The sequence below is a fragment of the Bradyrhizobium sp. Ghvi genome (assembly GCF_900115265.1).
GTDB lineage: Bacteria > Pseudomonadota > Alphaproteobacteria > Rhizobiales > Xanthobacteraceae > Bradyrhizobium.
Window position 1 is genome coordinate 688,783 of the sequence record NZ_FOVU01000002.1, and the last position, 20,083, is coordinate 708,865.

The 20,083-nt window shown below is 63.8% G+C and carries 21 protein-coding genes; 6 read left to right on the top strand and 15 right to left on the bottom strand.

From position 1 onward, the window contains the following. The first annotated feature begins 25 nt into the window (after nucleotides 1-25). Nucleotides 26-1,546, top strand: coding sequence for a carbohydrate porin (locus tag BM374_RS10065; RefSeq protein WP_244552567.1), 1,521 nt, complete (start codon nucleotides 26-28; stop codon nucleotides 1,544-1,546). A 74-nt stretch (nucleotides 1,547-1,620) separates the two neighbouring features. On the opposite strand, the gene BM374_RS39940 is transcribed toward BM374_RS10065, so the two are convergent. Continuing rightward, nucleotides 1,621-1,944: a LysR substrate-binding domain-containing protein gene (locus BM374_RS39940; protein WP_092291420.1), complete on the bottom strand. Its 324-nt coding sequence runs from the start codon at nucleotides 1,942-1,944 to the stop codon at nucleotides 1,621-1,623. Then, nucleotides 1,916-2,341 carry a LysR substrate-binding domain-containing protein gene (locus BM374_RS39945; protein WP_092291422.1) on the bottom strand — a complete coding sequence of 142 codons (426 nt, stop codon included), beginning with the start codon at nucleotides 2,339-2,341 and terminating at the stop codon, nucleotides 1,916-1,918. Before BM374_RS39945 ends, BM374_RS39940 begins: the two co-directional genes overlap by 29 nt. An 80-nt stretch (nucleotides 2,342-2,421) precedes the next feature. Here BM374_RS39945 and BM374_RS10080 point away from each other — a divergent pair, with 80 nt between their 5' ends. The 3 genes from BM374_RS10080 to BM374_RS10090 all read left to right on the top strand — a co-directional run bounded on the left by BM374_RS10080 (nucleotide 2,422) and on the right by BM374_RS10090 (nucleotide 5,777). Next, the gene (locus BM374_RS10080) at nucleotides 2,422-3,186 is read left to right on the top strand and encodes an MBL fold metallo-hydrolase (protein ID WP_210188575.1); all 765 of its coding nucleotides are present in this window, start codon (nucleotides 2,422-2,424) and stop codon (nucleotides 3,184-3,186) included. Between the two features lie 12 nt (nucleotides 3,187-3,198). After that, entirely contained in the window at nucleotides 3,199-4,176 is a 978-nt protein-coding gene (locus BM374_RS10085) for an alpha/beta hydrolase (RefSeq protein WP_177248198.1), read from the top strand. Nucleotides 4,177-4,301: 125 nt separating this feature from the next. After that, on the top strand, nucleotides 4,302-5,777 hold the full coding sequence (locus BM374_RS10090; RefSeq protein ID WP_092291426.1) for an FAD-binding oxidoreductase: 1,476 nt from the start codon (nucleotides 4,302-4,304) through the stop codon (nucleotides 5,775-5,777). Nucleotides 5,778-5,803: 26 nt separating this feature from the next. On the opposite strand, the gene BM374_RS10095 is transcribed toward BM374_RS10090, so the two are convergent. The 3 genes from BM374_RS10095 to BM374_RS10105 form a co-directional block, all read right to left on the bottom strand. Beyond that, the gene (locus BM374_RS10095; RefSeq protein ID WP_502689422.1) at nucleotides 5,804-6,154 is read right to left on the bottom strand and encodes a hypothetical protein; all 351 of its coding nucleotides are present in this window, start codon (nucleotides 6,152-6,154) and stop codon (nucleotides 5,804-5,806) included. Between the two features lie 448 nt (nucleotides 6,155-6,602). Beyond that, nucleotides 6,603-8,162 carry an acyl-CoA carboxylase subunit beta gene (locus tag BM374_RS10100; protein ID WP_092291431.1) on the bottom strand — a complete coding sequence of 520 codons (1,560 nt, stop codon included), beginning with the start codon at nucleotides 8,160-8,162 and terminating at the stop codon, nucleotides 6,603-6,605. Next, nucleotides 8,092-9,066, bottom strand: a complete 975-nt coding sequence (locus BM374_RS10105) for an IclR family transcriptional regulator (RefSeq protein ID WP_092291433.1) — start codon at nucleotides 9,064-9,066, stop codon at nucleotides 8,092-8,094. The genes BM374_RS10100 and BM374_RS10105 overlap by 71 nt, the downstream gene beginning before the upstream one ends. A 94-nt stretch (nucleotides 9,067-9,160) precedes the next feature. On the opposite strand from BM374_RS10105, the gene BM374_RS10110 reads away from it, so the two are divergent. Both BM374_RS10110 and glsA read left to right on the top strand, forming a co-directional pair. Then, the gene (locus tag BM374_RS10110; protein ID WP_092291435.1) at nucleotides 9,161-9,382 is read left to right on the top strand and encodes an acyl-CoA carboxylase biotin carboxyl carrier protein subunit; all 222 of its coding nucleotides are present in this window, start codon (nucleotides 9,161-9,163) and stop codon (nucleotides 9,380-9,382) included. A gap of 152 nt (nucleotides 9,383-9,534) precedes the next feature. Continuing rightward, complete coding sequence (gene glsA / locus BM374_RS10115) at nucleotides 9,535-11,382, top strand: glutaminase A (RefSeq protein WP_092291934.1); 1,848 nt, start codon at nucleotides 9,535-9,537, stop codon at nucleotides 11,380-11,382. A 130-nt stretch (nucleotides 11,383-11,512) separates the two neighbouring features. Here glsA and BM374_RS10120 read toward each other — a convergent pair whose 3' ends face one another. The 10 genes from BM374_RS10120 to denD all read right to left on the bottom strand — a co-directional run bounded on the left by BM374_RS10120 (nucleotide 11,513) and on the right by denD (nucleotide 20,065). Then, nucleotides 11,513-11,815 (bottom strand): nucleoside triphosphate pyrophosphohydrolase family protein, encoded by a 303-nt coding sequence (locus BM374_RS10120; protein ID WP_177248199.1) that lies wholly within the window; start codon nucleotides 11,813-11,815, stop codon nucleotides 11,513-11,515. A gap of 28 nt (nucleotides 11,816-11,843) precedes the next feature. After that, nucleotides 11,844-12,371, bottom strand: coding sequence for a carboxymuconolactone decarboxylase family protein (locus BM374_RS10125; protein ID WP_092291439.1), 528 nt, complete (start codon nucleotides 12,369-12,371; stop codon nucleotides 11,844-11,846). 476 nt (nucleotides 12,372-12,847) lie between these two features. Continuing rightward, nucleotides 12,848-13,165 (bottom strand): Zn-ribbon domain-containing OB-fold protein, encoded by a 318-nt coding sequence (locus BM374_RS10130; protein WP_092291936.1) that lies wholly within the window; start codon nucleotides 13,163-13,165, stop codon nucleotides 12,848-12,850. A 26-nt stretch (nucleotides 13,166-13,191) separates the two neighbouring features. Next, nucleotides 13,192-14,340: a thiolase family protein gene (locus BM374_RS10135; RefSeq protein ID WP_092291441.1), complete on the bottom strand. Its 1,149-nt coding sequence runs from the start codon at nucleotides 14,338-14,340 to the stop codon at nucleotides 13,192-13,194. Between the two features lie 152 nt (nucleotides 14,341-14,492). After that, nucleotides 14,493-15,692 (bottom strand): CaiB/BaiF CoA transferase family protein, encoded by a 1,200-nt coding sequence (locus tag BM374_RS10140; protein ID WP_092291443.1) that lies wholly within the window; start codon nucleotides 15,690-15,692, stop codon nucleotides 14,493-14,495. A 123-nt stretch (nucleotides 15,693-15,815) separates the two neighbouring features. Continuing rightward, nucleotides 15,816-16,022, bottom strand: a complete 207-nt coding sequence (locus BM374_RS10145) for a hypothetical protein (RefSeq protein WP_092291938.1) — start codon at nucleotides 16,020-16,022, stop codon at nucleotides 15,816-15,818. A gap of 168 nt (nucleotides 16,023-16,190) precedes the next feature. Next, entirely contained in the window at nucleotides 16,191-17,360 is a 1,170-nt protein-coding gene (locus BM374_RS10150) for an acetyl-CoA acetyltransferase (RefSeq protein ID WP_092291445.1), read from the bottom strand. Between the two features lie 59 nt (nucleotides 17,361-17,419). Further along, entirely contained in the window at nucleotides 17,420-18,070 is a 651-nt protein-coding gene (eda, locus tag BM374_RS10155; protein WP_177248200.1) for a bifunctional 4-hydroxy-2-oxoglutarate aldolase/2-dehydro-3-deoxy-phosphogluconate aldolase, read from the bottom strand. A 13-nt stretch (nucleotides 18,071-18,083) separates the two neighbouring features. Continuing rightward, on the bottom strand, nucleotides 18,084-19,049 hold the full coding sequence (locus BM374_RS10160; RefSeq protein ID WP_177248231.1) for a sugar kinase: 966 nt from the start codon (nucleotides 19,047-19,049) through the stop codon (nucleotides 18,084-18,086). A gap of 29 nt (nucleotides 19,050-19,078) precedes the next feature. Next, nucleotides 19,079-20,065, bottom strand: coding sequence for a D-erythronate dehydrogenase (gene denD / locus BM374_RS10165; RefSeq protein ID WP_092291451.1), 987 nt, complete (start codon nucleotides 20,063-20,065; stop codon nucleotides 19,079-19,081). Between the last annotated feature and the right edge of the window lie 18 nt (nucleotides 20,066-20,083).

Genomic DNA, 20,083 nt, shown 5'->3' on the forward strand with positions numbered 1-20,083 from the left:
TGTTAGATGCGCGGCAGCCCGTTGGGTGCATTCTGCCTCCAGACGGGCATGGATTCTGCTAGCATGGCCGGGCCGCCGCATGAGTGGTCGCCAGATCGTGTCCAATCCTCCCATTTTATGGGTCTGCATCTTGTTGCGCTTCAAATTGAGCAAGTCAGCCAAATGCCTGATACGGGCTACGGCTCTTGCGAGCCTGCTTGCAGGCTCTCATGCCGTCGCACAGGACGACAAAAAGACCGACGACGACAAGCCCGCTGATCCAGACACCGGCGAAAGCACGGTTGAAGAAAAGACGCTTGGGCTCTTGCCGAACCCCTTCCAAAAATACGGCTTGAAGTTTGCCGCGACTTACATTGGCGAGACATTCGGGAATGTCTCGGGCGGCCTCAAGCAAGGCGCCATCTACGAAGGCCGGCTCAATCTCGCGGTCGATGTCGATCTCCAAAAGCTTGCCGGCATCGACAAGCTGACCTTTCACGCCAACATGTTCCAGATTCACGGCGAAGGCCTGTCGCGTAACTATCTCGCCAATTTTTTCGTGGTCAGCGGCATCGAAGCGCTGCCCTCCACGCGTCTGTACGAGGCTTATTTCGAGAAGCAGTGGGGCAACAAGAAGGTCTCGCTCAAATTCGGGCAGCTCGCCGCCGACAGCGAGTTCTTCAATACGAAGTACACCGACGTCTTCACCAACGCCTCGATGGGCTGGCCGGCGATCACTTCGCTGGACCTGCCGAGCGGCGGGCCCTCGCCACCATTGGCGGCAATGGGCACCCGCCTGCTGGTCAACCTGACTGATCAGCTCTCCGTTCTTGGTGGCGTGTTTGATGGCAACCAGGCGGGGCCCGGGCCCGGCGATCCGCAACAACGCAACAGATACGGCGTCAATTTCCGCGTGAATGATCCCCCCCTTCTTCTTGGGCAAATCCAGTATGCCTGGAACAACAGGAAGGGCGACCCCAATCTGGCCGGTCAGATCAAGCTAGGTGGATGGCGGCACTTCGGATCGTTCTCCGATCTGCAACTTGCCAACAATGGCGTATCGCTCGCGGCCACAGCCAGCAGCGGCACGCCCCTCATGTTAGCAGGCGACATCGGAGCATGGGCCGTTTTCGAGCAGCAGCTTTACCGCGTGCCGAATAGCGATGACCGCGGAATCGGCGTGTTCGCCCGTGTGTCGGGCGCACCGGCCGATCGCAATTTGATCGACCTCTATGCGGATGCGGGGTTCGAATTCATCGGACTGAGCGACAAGCGACCCGATGACAAGTTCGGCATCGCTGCGGGTTACGCCCACGTCTCGAGGCGAGCCCAGGCGCTCGACGCCGATTATCGGACGATGGTCGGATCATCCTGGCCGATGCGCAGTTTCGAAGGACTTGTGACGGCCGTCTACCAGGTTCAGGTCAGGGATGGCTGGACCCTTCAGCCGAATTTCCAATACATCATTCACCCCGGAGGCGGAGCAACGGACCCTTTGGGGCCTCTACCGGGCAAGGCGCTCAAGAACGCAACGGTCTTTGGTCTACGTACCACGTTGAAATTTTAGGACATGTCGCGGCACGTTCGTCTCGTGCAATGTTTACGTGCGACGCTCCCCAAGGGAGCACGAAACATCGCCGCTCAATCGGACGCGCATGCAAGAAGCTGCTCGCGGAACCAGCGATGTGCGGGATCAGCATCGAACCGGGCGTGCCATGTCGCGAACAGCGTGAAGCGGCCGGCGTCGAACGGCAGTTCGAACGAGACCCGCCGGTCCGCATAGCGGCTGAGAAACCGGGCCGGCAGCGTACAGACCAGATCTGTCGTCTCCAGGATCAGCGGCACCAGACGGTAGTATTGCACGGAGGCGACAACCCGCCGCTGATATCCCTGGTTCTGCAGAATATCGTCGATGAAGCTGCGAAAGCCGCCACCGTCACCGGAGACGACGATCGAGCCGCGCATAGTCGCGCAGCGTCGGCTTCCTCTCCCCGCGCGGATGACGCTTGCGCTGGGCCATCATGAACTTTTCGTAGAGCAGCGGCTGGTGCGGAAGACTCTTGGGCAGCCCGGCTTGAGAGACCAGCGCGATATCGATATCGCCGGCCTCGAGGTGGCCTACGAGCGCCGAGGAATCCGCCGCGCGGAGCGCCAATCGCGTCCCCGGGGAAATGCCCTTGCGCAACCGCTGGATCAGCCGCGTGCCGATGATCGCGCCGGCATTGTCGTTAGCGCCCAGTGAGAAGGTGCGCTCTGACGTCGCGGCGTCGAATGCCGGCGGCGCACTGACCACGGCCTGGAGCCGTTGCAACGCATGACGGAGCGGCTCCCGCAATGCGGCGCCGCGCGGCGTCAGCACCATGCCCTTTCCAGATGATGCGGGCGTCAACAAGGGATCACCGAACACGTCCCGACATGTTGTTTCCGGATTGGGATCCTCGCGTGCTCGAGCGGCAGCGCGCGTTGATGATCCCGACCTGCTTCGACGAGACGCAAAACCGTCATCGCCAGCGTTCATACCTGGGTGCCGAAGACGCCGCGCCATGTGATGCTGATCGACAGCTGCGGCGGCAATCACAAGGACAGGCCTGCGCTGCCGCGATTCCATCAGCAGAATCTGCCGTTCCTGGCGCGGCTCGGGAGGCCGGCGTCACACCTGACGAGGTCGACTTCGTCTGCTGCACGCATCTTCACGCCGATCATTGCGGCTGGAATACGGAGCTGCGCGGCGGCCGGTGGGTGCCGACCTTCCCGAATGCCAGATACATCTTCTCCAAGGCCGAGCAGGATCACTGGACCGGTCCGGCCGGACAAAGCGGCTTCAATGCCGGCGTCTACGCCGACAGTGTGCTGCCTGTGATCGAGCACCGGCAAGCCGAGATCATCGACGGCGATGGCCTGCTCGCCAACGGTCTGGCCGTGCACGCGACGCCGGGGCATAGTCCGGGCCATGTCGTGTTCGAGCTCGCCGATGGTGGCGAGAAAGGGCTATTCGGCGGAGACATCATGCCTCAGCCGCTCCAGGTGTTTCGTCCGGACTGGAACAGCGCCTTCTGCGACGATCCGGCGAAGGCGCGCGCCTCTCGCCGCTGGCTGCTGGAGCGCGCCGCCGACGATGCGGCAAAAGTGTTCACCGCGCACTTCGCCGCAAGCTCGGCCGGCTTCGTGACCCGCAACCACGAGGGTTTTGATTGGCTTTTCGCCTGACAGGAGATTGATATGTTGCAAATCAGAGGGGACATGATCTGCGAAGACTTCATGATCTCCAGCGATACTGATGGCATCGAGCTGTTCGTCCGCAACAAGCGTCTTTCGGCCCTCGCGACGTTCGTACCGGAACGAACGCTCCTATTCGTGGCCGGATCGACCTATCCGGCCTCGACGTCATTCGACCTTCCACTCGATGGCATGTCATGGATGGACCACCTGGCAAGGCGCGGCTTCGACGTCTATCTCGTCGATGTCAGGGGCTATGGCCGATCGACAAAACCCGCCGAGATGCTGGGACCGCCGCTCGACCATGCGCCGGTGGTACGCACGCCAGTCGCGGTTGCCGATGTCGCGGCTGCCGTCGATTTCATCCGGAAGCGGCGCGGGCTCGACCGGATCAATTTGATGGGATGGTCCTGGGGCACCACGATCATGGCGCGCTACACATCTGACAATCCCGACCATGTCGCCAAGCTGACCCTGATCGCGCCGCAATGGCTGCGGACGACGCCAAGCGCCGCGGATGCCGGCGGTACACTCGGCGCTTACCGGATCGTCGATCGCGCGGCGGCCAAGGCGCGCTGGCTCAACGGCTTGCCCGAGAACAAGCGGACCGCCATTCTGCCGGATACCTGGTTCGAGAACTGGGCCGAGGCCACGTTCGCCCAATCAGAGCTCGATCCAGACCGGCTGCGTGCCCCAAACGGCACCGTACAGGACAGTCGCGACTTCTGGGCATCGGGCAGACCCATGTACGATCCCGCCGAGATCACCGTGCCGGTGCTGATCGTGCACGGCGATCTCGACCGCGATTGTCCCATCGACATGGCGCAGGCCGTGTTCGGAAAGCTGACCTCCGCCCCGGCGCGGAGCTGGGTCGAGATCCGCGATGCGACCCATTCGCCGTTCCTGGAAACCAACCGGTGGCGGGTGTTCGATGCGGTCGACGGGTTTTTGGCAGCGAGGCCGGTCTCTTCACACGCTTGAGGTGCTGACGTAAATTGTCCTCGTCTTTCCGATATTGCCGTTAGACTTCACGGCGCAAACGTGGACAATGGCCTCACGCGCTTCGCGCGCGCAGTGCACACCAAGATGCGCCCCCGGGGAAACAAATGCCGGCTGCCTTCCCGTCGTCCGTTCCCACCATCCCGACTGTTCCCTTGACCGCAGAGCTGCGCGATGCGTTGCGCGCGATCGTCGGCGAGAAAGGTTTCGTTGAGGACGAGCATGGCAAGCAGCCGTTCGTAACGGACTGGCGCGGCCTGCTGGTTGGCAGCGCCAGTGCCGTCGTTCGCCCAGGGAGTACCGAAGAGGTCTCCAAGGTGGTCCGGCTTTGTCACGAGCATGGCGTCGCGATCGTGCCACAGGGCGGCAACACCGGCCTGATGGGGGGCGCCACGCCCTGGCCCACACATGCCGGCATCGTGCTGTCGCTAGGACGGATGAACCGCGTGCTGGACGTCGATCCCGTCGGTTACGCGATGACGGTCGAGGCGGGCTGCGTGCTGCAAACGCTTCAGGAGACCGCCTCAGCGCATGACAGATTCCTACCGCTCAGCCTCGGCGCGCAGGGCTCTTGCATGATCGGCGGCAATCTCTCGACCAATGCCGGTGGCGTACAGGTGCTGCGCTATGGCAACGCCCGCAATCTCGTCCTCGGATTAGAAGTCGTGCTGCCGAACGGCGACGTCTGGGACGGGCTGCGCGCGTTGAAGAAGGACAACACCGGCTACGACCTCAAGCACCTCTTCATGGGCGCCGAGGGGACGCTCGGCATCATCACCAAGGCCGTGCTCAAGCTATGGCCGGCGCCGAAAGATGTCTGCACGGCCTGGCTGGCTGTGCGCGATCCGCGGGCCGCGCTGGAGATCTTGTCCGAAGCGCACGCGGCGTCCGAGGACAATGTCGGCTCCTGCGAACTGTTGAGCCGCGCCGCCGTCGACCTGGCATTGCGCCATATTCCGGGCACCCAGGATCCGCTGAAGGCGGAGAAGCGATGGTACCTGCTGCTGGAGTGGTCATCTGCGCGGGCACGCCAGGACGGGACCGAGGGCATGTCCGGGAAGATGGAGCAGTTTCTCGCCGACCAGCTCGAAGCGGGCCGCGTGCTGGACGCCGCGATCGCGCAGACGGTCGCTCAATCGCGCAACATGTGGCGCATCCGCGAGGCCATGGCCGAGGCCTCCCGCGCCGAAGGCCCGGGGATCAGTTTCGACGTGTCAGTGGCGATCTCCAGAATTCCTGAGTTCATTGACAAGGGGCTCAAGGCCGTGCTCGACATTCTCCCGAGCATTCGTCCCTATCCTCTAGGGCATATCGGCGACGGCAACCTGCATTTCTCGTTCATGGGGCCCGTCGGCATGGATCAGCACACGCTGAATCAATACACGGCCGCGATCACGCGCGCCGTGAACGATCTCGTCACCTCCATGGGCGGCTCGATCTCGGCCGAGCACGGCATCGGCATCGACAAGCTCGACGAGCTCAGCCACTACCGCTCGCAGATCGAGCTCGACATCATGCGCACCATCAAGCGCGCGCTCGATCCGCAGAACATCATGAACCCCGGCAAGGTGCTGCGGGTGTGATGATGCTGCACACCCGCACCTCCTTCTCAGCCGTGCGGATTGACGACGGTGTAGCCCCGCAGGGAACGCGCGTGTATGCGCGTGGCGTGACCACCCGAATTGGCGTCATACGCCATCCACATGTCGCCGCCGAGGGGCTGCTCCAGCACGAAAACGTGCCCGTGGCGCGCTGCGACCATCCCCGGCGCCGGCGCCGTGCGCGGAAAGCGCAGCCAGTTTGATGCGAGATTTAGTTCCGGCACGATGCGTCCGAACACTCGGATCGCCGCGCCACATCCGCAGAACGATGACGGACAACCGGCCGGACGACCGCCAATGATGCGATCACCGGTGACGCTGATCATCGTGGCGGCGTTGCCCGCATCGGTCACCGTCATCTGCGTCGAGCGATAGGCTTGCAGTGACGCCCTTTGAGCCCGCTCGCGGCGTGGCTGCGCATATGAGAAGTCGCAGGGCATAGTGATGTTGCATTCAGGGGCGTGAAGCGCCCGATAGGGGCGCGCTTCAGAGGCCACGCAACTAACGAAAACAAATAAACACGCAGAAACTACTCGCTTAATCATTGCAGGACTCCGCTGGAGGACCTGCCCCGACCGGGAGAGACCAATATTGGTTTGGCTAAAATGAGCCTGAAGAGCGGCAGAAAACGGCTGTCTTCGCGCGAATCCAACCTGGATTATATCTTTCGGAGTATAATCAGGCGCGCATCGCGCAGCGCTAGCAAAGCAATCAAGACAACACCGTCGAGGAATTCCGGTGCTTCGCGGAGGCTGTCATCGGGCCGCGCTTTGCGCGGACCCGGTGACGAGCAATGACGGCCGCGCCCTACGGCCGGATCGTCATGTTCTCCGGCGGTCCCGCTTTGCGCAGCGGCTCGGCGAGCCGCGCGAACTCGCACAGCAGCGAGCGCGTCTTGCGGGGATCGATGATCTCCTCGACCCAAAATTTTTCGGCCGAGCGGAACGGCGAGCGCAGCTGGTTGAGACGCGTCTGGATCTCAGCGAGTTTCGCAGCCTTATCCTCGGCCGCGTCGATGTCGGCGCGATAGGCGGCCTCGATCCCGCCCTCGAGCGGCAGCGAACCCCAATAGGCCGACGGCCAGGCGTAGCGGATCGAGAAGCGGTCGGCCGGCTGATGCACCACGCCGGCGACGCCGAAGGCGTTGCGCAGGATTACCGTGCACCAGGGCACGGTGGTCTGGTTGACGGCGGCCATGGCGCGGACGCCGTGGCGGATGGTCGCAGCCTTCTCGGCATCGAGGCCGATCATGAAGCCCGGACAGTCCATGAGATAGACGATCGGCAGATGGAAGGTTTCTGCGAAGTCTACCCAGCGCACCACCTTCTGGCACGCATCCGCCGTCCAGGAACCGCCATAGTGAAAACTGTCGCTGGCGAGCAGCATCACCGCCCTGCCCTCGAGCCGCGCCAGCCCAACGATGATGGGCTTGCCGAAGTTCTTCGCGACCTCGAAGAACGAGCCCTTGTCGACGACAGACTCGATGATGGGCCTGACCTTGTAGACCTGCTTGCGCTTGCGCGGCACCGCGTTGATCAGGTCCTCGTCGCTGCGCTCGGGACTGTCCGTGCAGGGTAAGGTCGGCGGCAGCTCGTAGACCGACGACGGCAGATAAGACAGGAAGCGTCGCGCGCAGGCAAACGCCTCCTCCTCCGTCTCGACCGCATGATCGATCGCACCGGCGCGGGTCTGGATGTCAGCGCCGCCGAGCTCATCCTTCGAGAGATCCTGCCCCAGCGCCTTCACCACGGGCGGTCCCGCGACGAACATCGCGGACTTCCGGGTCATGATGGAATAGTGGCTGGCGGCAAGACGTGCAGCACCCAGCCCCGCAACCGAGCCGAGGCCGAGCGCGACCACGGGCACGCGCGACAGATTCTCGGTCGTGAAGCGATACCAGCGGGTGCCGCCGATTCCTCCAGGCAGATTTGCTGCACCCTTGGTCTCGATGGTCTTGACCGAGCCGCCGCCGCCGGAGCCCTCGATGATGCGGACGATGGGCAGACGGAAGTCGTGCGCCATCTCCTCCGCCATCAACGGCTTGGCCGAGATCGACGCATCGGCGGAGCCGCCGCGCACGGTGAAGTCATCGCCGACCACAACCACGGTGCGACCGTCGACGCGCGCCCGGCCGAACACGCAGTTCGCCGGCGTCACCTTCTGCAACTCACCGCTGGAATCATACTCACCGATGCCGGAGACGGCACCGATCTCGTGGAAAGTCCCCTTGTCGATCAGTCCGTCGATGCGTTCCCGAACAGTCAGCCGGCCCTGGTCATGCTGTCGCTTGACCTTGTCAACGCCGCCCATCTCCCGCGCGAAGGCTTCGCGCCGGGCGAGCTCGTCGAGTTCCGGCTTCCAGTTCATTCACTCCCTCCGAATGGATCGGCTTGTTATTGTTATGCACGGCTGTTGCGACCGGTTTACGCGAGATGCGGTTATTGAAGACATCGCCATCCGCGCCCTCCACCAGGCTGCCAAGCGAGCGGCCAAGTTCGAGCATCAGCGGCGCAACTTCGGCATGCAGACGCTGCTCGTCATACATCGCGGACAACAGACCGATCGTGATGACCACGAAGGTCTGGTACTGCGGCGCCCAGATCGGCACCGCGAGACCGTTGATGTGCGGGCTCCAGAGGCCGCAGGCGACGACGTAGCCGCGCTCGCGCAGCGACTGCCTGTTGGCCTCGATGCGGGGCTTGAGAAGCTTTGCAGCCTCAGGCGCTTCCCGCTCCATCTCCGCAATGAAGGCATCGCCGACTTCCGGCGACAAGGCCGCCGTGTAAGCCGCGCCGGCCGCTGTCGAGGCCATCGAGATGCGACTGCCGGTGCCCTCGTGCAGGCCGAGCGCAGAAGCCGAGCGCGCGAACTGGAGATAAACGAGATGGAAGCGATCGGGCACGACGAAACCGACCGTGCCTGGAAGCTGCTCGGCAACTTCCTGCAGCCGCTGCCGGATCATGCTGCGAAGCTGCGCGCCCTTCATCATCGAGGCGCTCATCGCCACCGCGCTCGGGCCGATGCGGTATTTCTGATCGCGGGGCAGATAGACCAGCTGCCCCATGCGCGTCAGCGTGTGCGTGAGCCGCGACACGGTCGAGCGCGGCAGGCCGCAGCGATTTGAAATCTCGAGATTGCCGAGCCGCGCCTCGTGGCCCTCGAAGCATCGCAACACGTCGAACGCGCGCGACACCACCTGGATGACATCACCCTCACCGGCATCGCCAGCGAGCGCACCTTGCCTGCTTAACCGCTCCGAACGTCGTCCCATGATCCCTACCGTTTGTTCCGCTATGCGGAATTAAATTCCACTTGCAGATGACGCTACCTCAGGCATTTTGCGACGACAACAAAAAGGCGATGGCATGCCAGAAATTAAGATTGTCACGGAGGTCGCCGGTCGGGTCTGCGCAACTCCCGTGCAAGTTGGAGGAACCGTCACCGATGGCGATGAGATTGTGCTGGTCGAAGCCATGAAGATGGAAATACCGGTGCCCTCGCCTGCATCAGGCACGCTCAAATTACTGCTCGTGAAGATCGACGACCTCGTTGCCGAAGGTCAGGCGATCGCGATTGTCATGAGCTAAGCAGATGCCCCTCGCAGCTCTCTCATCCGCGACAATCTGAAACAGACTATATCGACATAACGCGCGGCATCTTGCGTTCGGCCGCCACGCCGGACGGGCAACGCCGATATCAACGGGTTGCGCGTGCCCTGATTGCGTTGCACAAGGAGGCGATGATAGCGCAACCGCCGCCAGCCTCTGCCTGGACCCGCTCAAAGCCGCCGCTGCTGCGGTTTCTCGATACTTGCCTCAACGAATTCTCGGCCGACACGTCAGGCGCGGTCGCCGACTACATTCCCGAGCTGAGCAAGGCTGACCCCGCCTATTTCGGCATCAGCCTCGCGACCCTCGACGGCCATGTTTACGAAGTCGGCGACTCCAGGGCGCCCTTCACCATCCAGTCAATGTCCAAACCGTTCGTGTTCGCACTGGCGCTGGACCTGCTCGGCGCAAGCAAGGTCGAAAGCGCGATCGGCGTCGAGCCGTCGGGCGATCCCTTCAACTCGATTCGGCTCAATTCCGAAAACCATCCGTTCAATCCGATGGTGAATGCGGGTGCGATCGCCTGCACCGGGCTGATCTACGACAGCAAGGGCCCCGAGGCCTTTGAACATATCCGCCTCGCGCTCGGCCGCTTCGCGGGGCGCGACCTCGCCGTGGACGAGGCGGTCTACGCGTCCGAGAGCCAGACCGGCGATCGCAACCGCGCCATCGGCTATCTGCTCAAGACCAACGCGGTGATCTCGGACAACGTCGCTGGCGTGCTCGACGTCTATTTTCGGCAATGCGCGGTGCTGGTCACCGCCCGCGACATCGCGGTGATGGCGGCAACGCTCGCCAATCGCGGGATCAACCCGGTGACCGGCGAGCAGGTGTTGAGCGCTTACGCGATCTCGCGCACGCTATCGGTCATGACGTCATCTGGCATGTACGACTATGCCGGCGAATGGATCTACCGGATCGGTATCCCCGCCAAGAGCGGCGTCGGCGGCGGCATCCTGGCGGCGCTCCCCGCCCGCCTCGGCCTCGGCAGCTATTCGCCGAAGCTCGACAAGCACGGCAACAGCGTGCGCGGCATCAAGGTCTGCGAGGCGCTGTCTTCGCATTACGATCTGCACATGCTCAACCGGAGCGATGATGCCCGCAACGCTGTCATTGCCGACTACGACATCGGCAAGAGCCCGTCACGCCGCGTCCGCCGTCAGCAGGAGCGCGACATCCTCGCCGCGCACGAGCAGGCGGTGCGGATCATCGAGCTGGTCGGCGTGCTGTCGTTGTCGGCCGTCGACTACGTCTCGCGGCGGCTTGCGGGACGATCTCGGCCGCAAATCGTCGTGTTCGACCTGCACCGCGTCACGTCGACCACGCGCGCCGGCGCCCGGCTCATTGCCGAAGCCTTCGAGGAGCTTGCCGCGCTCGACGTGACCGTGGTGCTGTCCGGTGTCCGCCGCACCTCCAGGGAATGGGACAGCTTGCGCGAATGGACCGCGGAGCTGAAGAACGTCCGCGACTTCTACCTGCTCGACACCGCGATCGAATGGGCGGAAGACCAGATCGTCTACCGCTATGGCGGCTCGATCGATTTCCACGAGACCACCGACCTATCCGAGCAGCCGCTGCTCGACGGACTCAGCGCGGACGAGCTGACCGACCTCGCTTCGATCTGCACGATCAGGACCTATCAGTCCGGCGCAAAGATCATTGCGACGGGCGATCCCGCAGATGCCCTGTTCTTCCTGCGCAGCGGCGCGGTGCACGTCACCCTGCCGGACGGCGTTAGGCTGGCGACGCTCACCGCCGGCATGGCCTTTGGCGAGATGGCCCTGATCGAGACCACCCGCTCCGCCGACGTGTTCGCGGACATGGCCGCGACTGCTTTCGTGGTCCCCCTGAAAGAATTCGAGCGCTTTCGCAAGCAGCATCCAGGGGCCTCCGAGCGGATCATGCGCAATCTGGCGCAGCTATTGGCCGATCGCCTGATCGTCGCCAACACCAAGGTCGACATCCTGACGTCGACGTAAGCAGCTGGCATTCATTCACATAAGATCGTCATGCCCGGGTTTGTCCCGGGCATCCACGTTCTTTGCGCTGCGTGGCAAGACGTGGATGGCCGGAACAAGCCCGGCCATGACGCGGTGGAGATTGTCTGCTCTATCGGCTCGCCGCCTCGCTGATCCGTCGCTTGATTTTGGCGGCGCTGGCCTTGAGCAATTCGGATGGCTGTTGACCCGTGGCAGCGCACAGGCAGGCCCAGTAATAAACGACATCGCCGAGTTCCTCGACGAGACCGGCCTTGTCGAGCCAGTCGTCGCGCAAGAGCTTCTTGATGTGCTCGGCAACCTCGCCGGCTTCACCAGCAAGGCCAAGCCCGAGATAGGACAGGCGTTCGTTCGAGGGATGTTCATCGACTTTCGCGATTGTAGCGGCCCAGGCCGCATATTCATCGATCGTCATGATCATTCCTCGCTAGCCGAGCGTCGGATCAGCCCACCACTTCGGTGACGGGCTGAAGATCGATCTCGAATGTTTCCAGAAATTTTGACGTCATGATGTAGAAGCCGACCGAGAGCTGGAGCTCGACGAGTGCCGCAGGCGTCAGCTTGGCGGCGATCGCCTTGAAGGTCGCGTCTGTCGGCTTCTTCAGCTTAACGATCTCGTCGGTGAAAGCGAGCGCGGCGCGCTGGGTCTCGTCGAAGCAGGTCGCGGCCTGCCAGTTTTCCAGCGCCTCGTTCTGCGCGTCGGTGACGCCGACATTCTTACCGATGCGCTTGTGCGCGATGATTTCGTACGGCGCCTCGCACAGAATGCCCGTGCGCGTGATCGCAAGCTCGCGCACGACAGGATCGAGCTCGCCCCGGTGGCGGATAGCACCGCCAAGCCGGCAGTATTGCTCAAAGTAGCTCGGGGAGTGCGCCATCATGCGGAAGATGTTGGCGTTTCGATTCTTATCGAGGATTTCGCGGGTACGATCGGACGCCTTGGACGGGTCGCTGTAGTCGATACGGGCCATGATTTGCCTTGAGTTTTTCCTGAAGCTTTTGATGCTTATTGTCGTTGTCGCGCTAAGTTCCCTCAAACTCTAATTGCGGGCGGACGCAGGAGCAACATCATCGAGTCAAATTGCCGCCGCATTGCTGATCGACGTTGGCACAATCGATATTCGCCGCGTGGGGACTTAGTTGCGGTGAATACTCGAAGTGGGGTGTTCCGAGTAAAAACAATTGGCCGTCTGCGCGCTCACCACGCAATGATGAGTCACGCCCAAGTCTAGGGAGAAAACGGCATGAAGGAAGCCACCAAGGGGGCGGCCTCGGGAGCGCTCGTGCATATGCTGGCGGTGACAGCGATGCTCGTCATCGCCAGCATCTTGTTCTACGGGCGCTAGTTCAGAGCTTTCGTCATTCCGGGGTGGCCCTCGCACAGGCCAGACCCAGAATACCCGTTCCAGGTTCGGTCCCTTGGACCGCCCCCGAATGACGGATCCCGCTACGCCTCCTTCGTAAAGTACGGCACGAGCTTGCCCGCAAAGGGTTTGAAGCTCGCCGTGACCGCATCCCCGATGGCCAGTCCGTTATCACCATGGGCCATCATGCGAAAACCCTCAGCGCAATCGACCAGCAGGATGTTGTAAGGCACGTGCACGCGCGTCTCCGGCGTGGCGGCGCGGCAGACCAGCGAGGTCGCGTAGACCCTGCCCCTGCCGCTGGCGCGCGCCTCGCGCGGACCTCCGGTTCCACACGCAGCACAGAAAGCGCGATGGAGGTACTGCACATGGCCGCACGTGGTGCAGGTCTGAAAAACGATGGCCGCCTCCCCCCTGGTCCAGTCCGCTAGACGCTCGCTCGTCGCACCCGCTCCAGAAACATGCTGACATGCGACGACAGCACGCCACCGTCGCCGTGCAGCAGCGCAATCGAGGCGTCGCGCACCTGACGATTCGCCGCACGCCCCGTCATTTGCAAATGGGCCTCGACCAGATGCGCCATGGCGCCGCCGACGCCGCAATGGCCGTAACTGAGCAGGCCGCCATGGGTGTTCAGCGGCATCTCGCCGTCGCGGCTGAAATGGCCCGCACGGGCGCGCGCGGCCGCCTCGCCGCGGCCGGCAAGGCCGAGGTCTTCCAGCAGCATCGCGAGCGTGATGGTGAAACTGTCGTAGATCGCGGCGTAGCGCACGTCGGAGATCGCAAGGCCGGTGGCCTCTTTTGCGCGGGCGATCGCAATTTCGGCGCCGAGCTCGCTTAGGCTTGGTGCGGCCGTGACGTGCTGATGGGTGTGCGCCTGGGCGCAGCCGCGGATACGGACACCCGTCTTACCGGTCCGCTCACGGCTGATGACGAAAGCCGCGCCGCCGTCGGACACCGGACAGCAGTCGAGCAGCTTGAGCGGCATCGCCACCGGCCTCGAGGCCATGACGTCAGCAACCGTGATCGGATCATGGAATTGCGCGCCGGGATGGGTGCAGGCGTGCGCGCGCATCAGCACCGCGAATTCGGCGAGGTCCCGTTCGGTCACACCATATTCGTGCATGTATCTGCTGGCGACGAGGCCGTAATAAGCGGGAATGGTCGGCCCGAGCGGAACCTCGTAATCAGGATTCCCCACCTGCGCCAGCGCCTGGATCGAGGCATCGCGGCTCTGTCCAGTCAGGCGATTCTCGCCGGCGACGACGAGCACGTTGCGACAGACACCTGATACGACGAGGTGATGGGCGAGCATCGTCATCGCAAGGCCCGTGGCGCCGCCGACCTGCACGGCGTGGGCATAAGACGGGCGGATGCCGAAATGCTCGGCGAACACGGTCGCCAGCATGATGTGGGGCGAGACCGTAGAGTAGCCGCACAGGATGCCGTCGATCTCGGCGCGCTTCAGCCCGGCATCGTCGAGCGCTGATTGCGCGGCCTTGCTCATCAGGTCGAGCGAGGACGAGCCTTCGTGCCTGCCAAAAGGGGTGAGGCCGACGCCGGTGATGAAGCTCATCTCGCTACCTCTCCATTGTCATTCCGGGGCGGCCCGAAGGGCCGAACCCGGAGTCCATCGCGCGCCCATGTGGGGAGGATAAATGGATTCCGGGTTCGCGACTTCGTCGCGCCCCGGAATGACGGATGAGAGAGTTTGCGCCATATCCTCCCCTATTCCGGCGCCGGGCGGGTGACGCCGTCGCGGATCATGGCGGCGATCTCGTCTGGAGCGTAGCCGATCTCGCGCAGGATCTCCGCGCCGTGCTCGTTGAGGCGCGGCGCCAGGCGCACCGGCTCGGCCTCGGTGTCCGACCAGGTCGCCGTGACCTTCATGCTGCGGATCGGACCTTCGGTCGGATGGTCGACGACCGGGAAGAAACCGGTCGCCTCTAGATGTTCGTCGTGCAGGATCGAGGCGAGATCGTGCATCGGCATCACGGGCACGTCGGCCTTGGTGAGCAGCTCGATCCATTCGGCGGTGGTGCGCGTCTCGAAAATGCGGGCGAGCTCGGCATAGACGACATCGATATTGGCGGCCCGGCCGGCGAAGGTTGCGAATTTGGGATCGGCGCGCAGGTCGTCGCGTCCGGTCGCCTTGAAGAAGTTCTCCCCCTGCTTGTCGTTGTAGACGATGACACTGAGATAGCCGTCCGAGGTCTTGTAAGGCCTGCGGTCGCGCGAGAGATGGCGAGCGTAGCCGCCCTTGTCGAGCGGCGGCTCGAAGGTCAGCCCGCCCATGTGGTCGCCCATGACGAAACCGGCCATGGTCTCGAACATCGGGATATCGACACGCTGGCCCTGCCCGGTACGATCGCGGTGCACGAGGCTGGCGCAGATCGCGCCGACGGCGGTCAAGCCGACGATGCGGTCGACCAGCGCATTCGGCACGTAGCGCGGCACGCCGTCACCGGTCTGTGCCATCAGCGCAGGCAGCGCGGTGGCGCCCTGGATCAAATCGTCATAGGCAGGCTTGGTGGCATAGGGACCATCCTGGCCGAAACCGAACACGCCGGCATAAACGAGACGCGGGTTGATGGCGGAAGCGACGTCATAGCCGAGCTGAAGCCGCGCCATCGCCTGCGGCCGGACGTTGTAGACGAGCACGTCGGCGTCCTTCAGCAACCGCAGTACGGCTTCGCGCCCCGCCGGCTTCTTCAAATCGAGGCAGATCGAGCGCTTGCTGCGGTTGGTGTTGAGGAACACCGGGCCCATGCCGGTGTGCCTCATCGGGCCGATCAGGCGGGTGACGTCGCCATCGAGCGATTCCACCTTGATCACTTCGGCGCCATAGTCGCCGAGCATCTGGGTCGCATAGGGCCCCATCAGCACGGTGGTCATGTCGACGACCTTGATGCCCTTCAGCGGTCCCATCCGTTCGCTCCCGATTGCGCGGGCTCAAGATGCGGCTCCGCGATTTCGGTCCAGCTAAGGGCAGCGACGCCGGACGCGCAAGGGCGGCCGGCGTATGGCCGCATGCGCAGGGCGATGCGGCCGCTATTTCTTCTGGCGGGATTCGCGGATCTTCATGAGACGGTCGAGCTCGTCGTTCTGCTGGTTGATGCGATCGGCGATACGCGACTCGTTCTGCTCGCCGGAGGCGGCGGCGGCCTGCTCGATGAGCTGGCGAATATTGTCCTCAAGGATCGCGATGCGGTTGTTGAGGGACTCCAGCGACAGTGAATCTTCGTAGTCATTGCTCATCATGCATTCCCTGCAAATCAATCAGGAGCATTAAGGCGGGCCGGAACTGGCCCACCATGATCTAGCGCAAGAAACGTAGGGTGGATTAGCCGCAGGCGTAATCCACCAACTTCGTTAGGCGAACGCGGGAGCGTGGTGGGCTACGCTCCGCTAACCAACCTACAAGAGCTACTTCAGCGGCTCCAGCACGGAGACGTAGTTGGCGACCGCGGCGCCACCCATGTTGAAGATGCCGCCGAGTTTTGCGTTCTTGAGCTGCATGCCGTCGGGCGCCTGCCCAGCAAGCTGCATCGCGGTCATCACATGCATGGAGACGCCGGTGGCGCCGATCGGATGGCCCTTGGCCTTCAACCCGCCGGAGGGATTGACCGGGAGCTTGCCGTCCTTGAGCGTCCAGCCTTCCTTGATGGCGCGGGCACCCTGCCCCTTCGGCGTCAGGCCCATGGCTTCGTACTCGATCAGCTCGGCGACGGTGAAGCAGTCGTGGGTCTCGACGAAGGAGAGATCGGACAGCGTCACGCCGGCCTTTTCCAGTGCGCGCTGCCAGGCAACCGTGCAGCCCTCGAACTGGAGGATGTCGCGCTTGCTCATCGGCAGGAAGTCCTGGGCGTGCGCGGTGGCGCGGAAGCCGATCGACTTAGCCATTCCCTTGGCGGTCTCGGCATCGGCGAGCACCAGGGCGGCTGCGCCGTCGGAGACCAGCGAGCAATCGGTGCGCTTCAGAGGGCCGGCTACATAAGGGTTCTTCTCGCTCTCGGCGCGGCAGAAATCGAAGCCGAAATCCTTCCGCATTTGAGCGAAGGGATTAGCGACGCCGTTCTTGTGGTTCTTGGCCGCGATCAGCGCCAGCGCATCCGACTGGTCCCCGTATTTCTGGAAGTAGGAGCTGGCGATCTTGCCGAACACGCCGGCGAAACCGCCGACCGTGTCGCCATCCTCGGGCAGATAGGAGGCCTTGAGCAGGTTCTTGCCGATCTCAGGTCCCGGCGTGCGGGTCATCTGCTCGACCCCGACGACGAGCACGATTTTCGCCGCACCTGCGGCGATCGCGCGCAGGCCCTGGTGCACGGCGGCCGAGCCGGTGGCGCAGGCGTTCTCGACCCGGGTCGCCGGCTTGAAGCGCAGCTTCGGGTCGGCCTGGAGCACCAGAGAGGCGGTAAAATCCTGCGCCGAGAAGCCGGCGTTGAAATGGCCGAGCACGATCTCGTCGACATCGGAAGCCGAAATGCCGGCATCGGCCATCGCCTCGTTGGCGACGCGGGTGACGAGGCTTTCGACGGTTTCGGTGTCGAACTTGCCGAACGGCGTATGCGCCCATCCGACGATGCTGGCGGTCATGGTCTTCTCTCCCTGGGGTCTCTTCCTGACCTAAGTCTTAGCCCAGGGATGGCAAGACTTCACGCAGGTTTAAGAGCCTGGAGGGTGCGCTGGCAGATGGCAGTTATGCCGGCCCAGTTCCCGGCCTTGATCTCGGCTGTCGGGCACAGCCAGGAACCGCCGACCGCGACCACATTGGGCTCGGCGAGCCAAGTCGCCGCATTGGCCTCGCCGACCCCGCCGGTCGGGCAGAACCGCACGTTCGGGAACGGCCCTGCCAGGGAGCGCAGGCCTTTGATGCCGCCGGCCTGCTCTGCCGGGAAGAACTTTGCGACATCGAATCCGTGGGACAGCGCCATCATCAGCTCGGACGCCGTGGCAATGCCCGGTGCAAACGGCAGGGAGCTGTGCGCGGCGGCCTTGAGGAGGTCGGGGGTCAGGCCCGGGCTGATGCCGAAGGCGACGCCGAGCTTCTCCACCCGGGTGAAGTCGGCCGGATTGAGGATGGTGCCGATGCCGACGACCGCATCGGGGACTTCGGACATGATCGCCCGCGCCGCCTCGATCGCAATGGGAGTGCGCAGGGTCACCTCCAGCGTGCGCACGCCACCGGCCACCAAGGCTTGCGCCAGGGGCACGGCATCCTGGATCCGTTCGATGGTGAGGACGGGAATGACAGTCGCAGCCTTGAACAGCGCGACGAGGTGATTCTGTTGGGCAGCAGTGGTCATCTTGGCTTTCGTTTCACTTGGTGGCCTGACGCGTGGTGGCTGGCCGGTGACGCTTCCTCGGCGGCATGGCATACCCCGGAATGATGGCGCCGGGATAGCAGATCACGAGACTGGCAAGGCGATGGCCTGCCTGGGCGGCCTCGACTGGATCGGAATCGCCGAGCCGGGCGGCGATATAGGCAGCGGCAAAGCTGTCGCCCGCCGCCGTGGTGTCAACGACCGGTTTGCTCATGGGTTCGGCGCGGACTTCGCTCGAGCCGCCCGGGAAGCGTAACAGGCTCACCGGCTCGGCGAGCCGGAACACCAGCTCCGGGGTCGGGATGCGCGCCATCAATTGCTCGGGGCTCTCGCCGGGATAGAGGGCGAGCAGGTCTTCGGTCGAGGTCAGCACTATATCGGCGGCGGCAAAGGCCGCAGCAAACACCTCACGCGCGACGTTTCGATCCGGCCAGCCGCGCGCGCGAAAATTGGTATCGAACACGAAACGGGTGCCGAGCAGACGCGCGCGCTTGATCGCCGCGAACAGCCGCTCGCGCCCGGGGGCGTCGTAGATCGAGAGCGTGATCGCGGAGAGATAGACGATGTCGTAACTCATCAGCGAGTTGAGCAGTTCGTCCGTCTCCGGCAGGCTCATCAGCTGCCGCGCCGCCGCGCTGTCGCGCCAGTGGAAGAACTGGCGCTCGCCCTTGGCATCGGTCTGGATCATGTAAAGGCCGGGAAGCTTGCCCGGCAACCGCACCACGCGCCGTGTCCCGACGCCCTCGGCATTCCAGGCCGCGATCATCTCCTCGCTCAGTGCGTCATCGCCGAGCGCCGTGAGATAGTCGACCTTGACCTCGAGCCGCGCCAGGTAGACCGCCGTGTTGAGGGTATCGCCGCCGAAGCCGCGCGAATACAGGCCACCGCCCTGCCCGGCCTGCCCACCTTGAGCCTGCCGGAGCTCGACCATGCATTCGCCGATGCAAGCCACGCTCGCCATCGCCATATCCACGCTGTTCATCTGACAACTCAGGCGACGAAATTGCCGCCGAGCTCGTCTTCGATGTGAATGCGGATGATATCGTCGAAATTCTTCTCGGCGGTGGTGAAGCCGAGCTCGAGCGCCCGCTTCGGGTTGAAGTTGCGTGGCCAGCCGCCGACAATCCCGACGATGAAGGGATCCGGCTCCCGCTTGATCCGGGCGGCGACCTTCTCGCCGGCAACGCGCTTCAGGGCCGCGATCTGCTCGCCGACCGTCGCGGACAGGCCGGGCATCGTCAGGTTACGGCGCGGACCGACGGTCGCGAGGTCCATGGTGCCGGCGTGCAGCAGGAAGCCGACGGCCGAGCGCGGCGTGGCGTGCCAGTGGCGGACGTCCTCGGACACCGGGAGAATCGCCTCCTTGCCGGCCAGCGGCTCACGCAAGATGTTGGAGAAAAAGCCCGATGCCGCCTTGTTGGGCAGGCCGGGCCGGATGCAAATCGTCGGCAGGCGGATGCCGATGCCGTCGAGAAAGCCGCGACGGGAATAATCGGCCAGCAGCAGTTCGCCGATCGCCTTCTGGGTACCGTAGCTCAAGAGCGGGGTGTGGAAGAATTCGTCTCCGATCGCGTCCGGGAACGGCGCGCCGAACACCGCGATCGAGGACGTGAACACGACGCGCGGCTTGTAGCCGCCGCCCACGAGCCTGACGGCGTCGAGCAGCATCCGCGTGCCGTCGAGGTTGATGCGATAACCTTTGTCGAAATCGAGCTCGGCTTCGCCCGAGACGATCGCAGCGAGATGGAAGATCACGTCGGGACGACCGGCAATCAGCTTCTCGGCCGCCCCCGGCACAGCGAAATCGCCCGAGACGGTTTCGACGGCAAAACCGGCCTTCTCCGGCTTCTTGGGCTCGACCACGTCATGCATGGTCAGCTTGGTGATGTCGCTCTTGCCGAGCCGGCCGTCGCGCAACAGCCGTTCACACAATTTGCGGCCAACCATGCCGGCGGCGCCCAGAACCAGAATGTGCAAGAGCCTACTCCTTCTTAT

Coding starts and splice junctions, on each gene's coding strand:
- BM374_RS39940 (WP_092291420.1), bottom strand. CDS start 1,944: ATGCGCGGCTCGATCGTCGTCTCCGGTGACGGTGGCGGCTTTCGCAGC.
- BM374_RS39945 (WP_092291422.1), bottom strand. CDS start 2,341: ATGGTGCTGACGCCGCGCGGCGCCGCATTGCGGGAGCCGCTCCGTCAT.
- BM374_RS10085 (WP_177248198.1), top strand. CDS start 3,199: ATGTTGCAAATCAGAGGGGACATGATCTGCGAAGACTTCATGATCTCC.
- BM374_RS10090 (WP_092291426.1), top strand. CDS start 4,302: ATGCCGGCTGCCTTCCCGTCGTCCGTTCCCACCATCCCGACTGTTCCC.
- BM374_RS10095 (WP_502689422.1), bottom strand. CDS start 6,154: ATGACGGTGACCGATGCGGGCAACGCCGCCACGATGATCAGCGTCACC.
- BM374_RS10100 (WP_092291431.1), bottom strand. CDS start 8,162: ATGAACTGGAAGCCGGAACTCGACGAGCTCGCCCGGCGCGAAGCCTTC.
- BM374_RS10105 (WP_092291433.1), bottom strand. CDS start 9,066: ATGGGACGACGTTCGGAGCGGTTAAGCAGGCAAGGTGCGCTCGCTGGC.
- BM374_RS10110 (WP_092291435.1), top strand. CDS start 9,161: ATGCCAGAAATTAAGATTGTCACGGAGGTCGCCGGTCGGGTCTGCGCA.
- glsA (WP_092291934.1), top strand. CDS start 9,535: ATGATAGCGCAACCGCCGCCAGCCTCTGCCTGGACCCGCTCAAAGCCG.
- BM374_RS10120 (WP_177248199.1), bottom strand. CDS start 11,815: ATGACGATCGATGAATATGCGGCCTGGGCCGCTACAATCGCGAAAGTC.
- BM374_RS10125 (WP_092291439.1), bottom strand. CDS start 12,371: ATGGCCCGTATCGACTACAGCGACCCGTCCAAGGCGTCCGATCGTACC.
- BM374_RS10135 (WP_092291441.1), bottom strand. CDS start 14,340: ATGAGCTTCATCACCGGCGTCGGCCTCACCCCTTTTGGCAGGCACGAA.
- BM374_RS10140 (WP_092291443.1), bottom strand. CDS start 15,692: ATGGGACCGCTGAAGGGCATCAAGGTCGTCGACATGACCACCGTGCTG.
- BM374_RS10145 (WP_092291938.1), bottom strand. CDS start 16,022: ATGAGCAATGACTACGAAGATTCACTGTCGCTGGAGTCCCTCAACAAC.
- BM374_RS10150 (WP_092291445.1), bottom strand. CDS start 17,360: ATGACCGCCAGCATCGTCGGATGGGCGCATACGCCGTTCGGCAAGTTC.
- eda (WP_177248200.1), bottom strand. CDS start 18,070: ATGACCACTGCTGCCCAACAGAATCACCTCGTCGCGCTGTTCAAGGCT.
- BM374_RS10160 (WP_177248231.1), bottom strand. CDS start 19,049: ATGGCGAGCGTGGCTTGCATCGGCGAATGCATGGTCGAGCTCCGGCAG.